The 1,099-nt window shown below is 52.4% G+C and carries 1 protein-coding gene; it reads right to left on the bottom strand.

Annotated elements, in window-relative coordinates:
* Window positions 1–1,099 (bottom strand): thiamine pyrophosphate-dependent enzyme (locus BIZ37_RS30230; RefSeq protein ID WP_255526974.1); only part of this gene is annotated, 1,099 nt, incomplete at both ends.

Here is a 1,099-nt window from a genome sequence, read left to right on the forward strand (position 1 = left end):
GTCAGCTTCTTTGGCACGGGCGAATGCTGCATCAAACTCGTCGACAGACGTCAGCTTCTCGGAAATCGCACCTTGTGCTTCTGCGTGCTTGGCAAAATCGACGCGGGCCAACTCACCATCTGGGCGGCGGCAGTCTTCAAGCAGGTTGTTGAACGACTCGTTACCGGTGTTGTTCTGTAGCTTGTTGATAACCGCGAAACCGCCGTTGTCACACACCACGACAATCATCTTGTGACCAGTTAGTACTGATGAGTAAATGTCTGAGTTCTGGATAAGGTATGAACCGTCACCAACTAGCACCACAACATCGTTGTCTGGGTTAGCAATTTTCGCACCCCAGCCACCGGCAATTTCATAACCCATGCATGAGTAACCGAAGTCGATATCGAATTTACCGATCTGGTAGTTCTGCCAGTTCATCGATAGCTCGGCAGGTAGGCCACCTGCTGCTGTCAGCACGGTGTCGCCTTTTTCCATCGACTTGTTAAGCTTGCCGATGACTTCTGCGTAAGAAGACATGCCCGGTAGCAGGTCGCCTTCTTGTGGGTTGGTACGACGGTGAACCAACTCTTTCCACTCGTCCGCTTCTGCTTTGGCTTTTGCCGACCACTCGTCACCTGAGCGCCAGTCACCAAGTAGAGCAGACAGCTTGGTCATGGATGTTTTGGCATCACCCAATACTGGGTAGGACATGTGCTTGATGGCATCGAATTTCGCCACGTTGATGCTGACCAGCTTCATCTCTGGGTTCTTGAATACTGTCCAAGAGCCGGTGGTGAAGTCCTGCAGGCGAGTACCGATAGCCAGTACCACGTCAGCTTCGTTAGCCATGAGGTTTGCAGAGTTTGAACCGGTAACACCGATTGGGCCTGCGTTCAGCGGGTTGTCCTGCAGCATAGTTGCGCGACCGGCAATGGTCTCGACCACAGGGATATTGTGCTTACCAGCAAAATCAGCCAGTTCGTCAGTTGCCAGCGAGTAGTGCACACCGCCACCTGAGATGATCAAAGGCTTCTTCGCTTGCATCAGGATTTCTTTCGCTTCTTCCAGAACAACCATTTCAGGCTCTGGACGGCGGATACGGTGTACTTTCTCGGCA

This window comes from Photobacterium sp. BZF1 (genome assembly GCF_014349205.1).
In the GTDB taxonomy this organism is placed as follows: Bacteria; Pseudomonadota; Gammaproteobacteria; order Enterobacterales; family Vibrionaceae; genus Photobacterium.